The organism is Clostridium sp., assembly GCF_036639235.1.
Lineage (GTDB): Bacteria > Bacillota > Clostridia > Clostridiales > Caloramatoraceae > Clostridium_AB.
The window spans coordinates 1-3677 of sequence record NZ_JAVWJB010000089.1 but is presented as its reverse complement, the minus strand read 5'-3'; the positions used below and the strand labels follow the sequence as shown (position 1 = coordinate 3677).

Genomic DNA, 3677 nt, shown 5'->3' with positions numbered 1-3677 from the left:
TCTCGGCGCACCAAAACCCTATAACCTTAAGGTTATAGGGTTTTACTTTTATTATTTTGTATTGAATATTAAATTGTAAGTTATATAAATAAAAAATGAAATTTTAACTAGCATTTAGTGTATATTATCTTATAGAAAATATACACTATTTTTCTTTTAGGGGGAGTGGCTAGTGGCTAAAGAATTTGAAACTAAAACAATAGACCAGCAGATAAATATCCTTATAGATAGAGGAATAGAGGTTGAGGATAGAGATTTTGCTTATAGAGTTTTAAAAAGAATAGGGTTATATAGAATTCTTATGTATGGAGAGGACTATAAAGTAGGAGCGGAAAGTTACAGAGAAGGAGCTTCTTTTAATAGAATATATAATATTTATTCCTTTGATAGGGAACTAAGGTCACTTATTATGAAGGGAATAGGAGATATTGAAATAGCCTTTAGGTCATATATAGGATATACCCTTAGTGTTAATTACGGAGAGCTTGGCTACACATATAGAGGGAATTTTATAAATGCTGATTATCATAGGGAGCTAATTCAGGGAATAGAAAGGGAAAAAAGTAAGTCGAAGAGGAAGAATACAGTGCTTAAGTCCTATAATATTAAGGGAAGTAGAGGAGTTCCTATAATGTTAGCTGTTGAAATATTACCATTTGTAGCCCTTTGGAAGCTGTACTCTAATTTATTACCTAAGGATAAGGGATATATTAGGAAGAATTTCTGCCCTACTGACCCTGTTTTTATAGAGAATTGGCTTCATTCCTTAAATAATATGAGAAATGAATGTGCCCATTACGGAAAAATATATAAAAGCGATTTTCATCCTACAAGGGTTAGAGAGTGTTATGATGACTTAGAAATTAGTGAAAATAGTTTGTTAGCTGTTTTAATGGCTATGAAGGATTTATATCCTAGTAAAAAAGAGTGGAGAAGCTTTTTAATAGAGTTAGAAGCTTTAATTATTCAGTACAGCATAGATATAGATATAAAAAGTATAGGATTATTTGAGAATTGGAAAGAAATATTGTTGGTGTAGAGGCTATCTCGTTAGAGATGGTTCCTTTATGGGCAGGAGGGTTAAGATTCACTTATTTGTATTTTCTATAATAGACGGAGAAAGTATTATTTATTGCTTTTTAGTTCGCAAGGGTTAATAGTTAAACCCTTGGTATTACTTAATTAACATGAGTAATTAAAAATATAAGTATATATAATATAGAAATTTAACTTTATACATTATATTTAAGTGATTACAGATATTGAGATATATTGAAAGTGTTTCATTTGTATTTGGCTTTTAATTGTATAATAATGTATCTAATGTTAGCTATATAACACTATAAGCTACCATTTAGAAATTATATTTTAGTTAATCATTATTAAGATATAATTTTACACAAAAGATTAAGAATTAATGGGGGGTAAAAGTATGATTAAGAAGAAGATAAGTATAGCTTTAGCATCAGCTTTAATGATTGCTACACTACCTAATCTAGCCTTTGCTAGTTCACAAAATACAGGAGAGAATTCAGCATCTATTAACCAAAGAGCCTATTCAAAGGCTTATAGGGATGCTAGAGCTAAGATTGACCATTTAACATATTCTCTTAAGAAAAACTACCTTGGGATTAAGAACCAGGCTACTTGGGAGATTTACATTAAGGAGGGGAAATCCCTTATAAGTAAGATTCCTTCAAGTGAAAAGTCTCTTAAGGATGCTTTACAGGCAGAGCTTAACAGAGCTGAGGCCTTAGTTAAGGCTGTTGCAAGAATTAATCAGGTTGAAAAAAGCATGACTCCTAAGGAGCAGGGGGGATACGGTAACTATATAGGTATTAAAAATGCACAGACTTGGAGAGAGTATTTAAATCTTGCAAAGATAGACCTTGAGAAGGTTGATAGAAGTGTGTTTGGAAACCAATACAATGAGCTTGTTAGTAGAATGAACAAGGCTTCAGAGGTTGTTAAGGGCGTTGAGGATCAGTTTAATACTGAGTATAATAAGGCACTTAAAATGTTTAACGATGCTAAGGCTGCAAATGACAAGGAGCTAGCTAAGAAGGCTCTTATAGAGGCTGAGAAGCTTGGAACATGTGACAAAAGTGATGCTTTAGAAAGAGATATTAAATCATTTATTAATTCTGGTTCAGGTTCTTCAAATGAAACACTTTCAATTGAAAAACAGGTATTCGATATAGTTAACAAGGAAAGAGTTAAGGCTGGGCTTAAGCCTTTAGTACTAGATGCTAAGATTTCTGATGTTGCTCGTATTAAGTCTCAGGACATGGCAGATAATAATTACTTTTCACATACTTCACCAACTTATGGAAGTCCATTTGATATGATGAAGAAGTTTGGAATTAAGTATGGTTATGCAGGGGAAAACATTGCTAAGGGACAACCTACAGCTGCAAGTGTTATGGAAGCTTGGATGAATTCACCTGGTCATAGGGCTAATATTCTATCAACTAACTTTGGAAAGATAGGAATAGGGTACGTTAAGGCTGGAAACACAACTTACTGGACACAGATGTTTACTGACTAGTGTTTACAATAACTGGATATAGATTTTTCAAAAAATAAGTAGGGTATCGACAAAGTCGATACCCTACTTACCTTAACAAACACATTCCCTCAAGGAGAATAAAATAAATCTATAAATATCTATCTGCCTAAAACAAACAATAGGCAAACAAAAATAGATAACAATTAAATCATAATATTTAGTATAATTTGCATTCAATTTTCTTAATATTATGTATTATATAATTGTACTCCTTAATATAGACGTTTTCAATAGTACAAGCTTATTTATTAAAAAAGTCCAATATATAACATTCTTAAAAGTTAATATTTAAGTTCTGCATTGAAATATCATAATCTCCAGGAGAAAGCTTGTTATAACATTTATATCTTAATATAGCCTGTGTATTACTTATCCATTTAAATTCATAGCCAATACCATTGAAGCTACTTAATAGGGCTACACGTTTTCTAACTATAAAATTTTTATTCTGAATAACTTCCAGATAATGAATTTCATCATCTGGCCATCCTGGCTCTATAGATTTTATAAAATCTACAGAGTTATCTCCATTAGCTGAATAAAAAATTTTATGCTCAGAACTTTTATTTACACTAGGTAAAGAGTCAATTTGAAAGCATATAATTATAATTAGAAATGTGATTGTAGTAATAGTTATATTTCGAATAAATTTTTTAGAGATGTATGGGATAGACGCTGAACCTAATATTAAAAGTATAATATTTAAAAAAATATCAAGTGATGTACTAAATATTATAATATTATACTTGTAATCAAGAACAACAATAAGTATGTTAATTATTAATATACTAAAAAATAATAATGGAATATATTTTTTATAGTTTATATTAAACATACTATATCCTCCTAAAATAGTTTAATCCACTTTTAAAATTATCTATATCTTGTCTACTTTTACATTCCATAAAAAATCCCCCTATTTATAACAATAAGGAGATTTTACCATTTTAGTATATGTTATTCAATATTAATTACTTAGATTGTGTGCAGCTTCCAAGTCCCTGGCAATTTCCTTTGCCCATTCCTTTACCAAGTCCTCTGCCCATGCCTTTATTTTGGCCATCACCATTACAATTAGCTTGTTTTTCTTTAATTGATTGAAGCATTT

At 30.4% G+C, this 3677-nt stretch carries 2 protein-coding genes and 1 pseudogene; 2 read left to right on the top strand and 1 reads right to left on the bottom strand.

All coding sequences use genetic code 11. The annotated features are described in order from the left end of the window. Positions 1 to 172 precede the first annotated feature (172 nt). Together RR539_RS10580 and RR539_RS10900 are read left to right on the top strand one after the other, a co-directional pair. Positions 173 to 1039 carry an Abi family protein gene (locus RR539_RS10580; RefSeq protein ID WP_332483845.1) on the top strand — a complete coding sequence of 289 codons (867 nt, stop codon included), beginning with the start codon at positions 173 to 175 and terminating at the stop codon, positions 1037 to 1039. 1134 nt (positions 1040 to 2173) lie between these two features. Further along, positions 2174 to 2548: pseudogene (locus tag RR539_RS10900) on the top strand (CAP domain-containing protein); the annotation flags it as partial. 295 nt (positions 2549 to 2843) lie between these two features. On the opposite strand, the gene RR539_RS10570 reads toward RR539_RS10900, so the two are convergent. Continuing rightward, positions 2844 to 3404: a hypothetical protein gene (locus tag RR539_RS10570; protein ID WP_332483847.1), complete on the bottom strand. Its 561-nt coding sequence runs from the start codon at positions 3402 to 3404 to the stop codon at positions 2844 to 2846. Between the last annotated feature and the right edge of the window lie 273 nt (positions 3405 to 3677).

Excerpts from the sequence above, each read along its gene's own strand:
- RR539_RS10570 (WP_332483847.1), bottom strand. The coding sequence starts at position 3,404 with ATGTTTAATATAAACTATAAAAAATATATTCCATTATTATTTTTTAGT.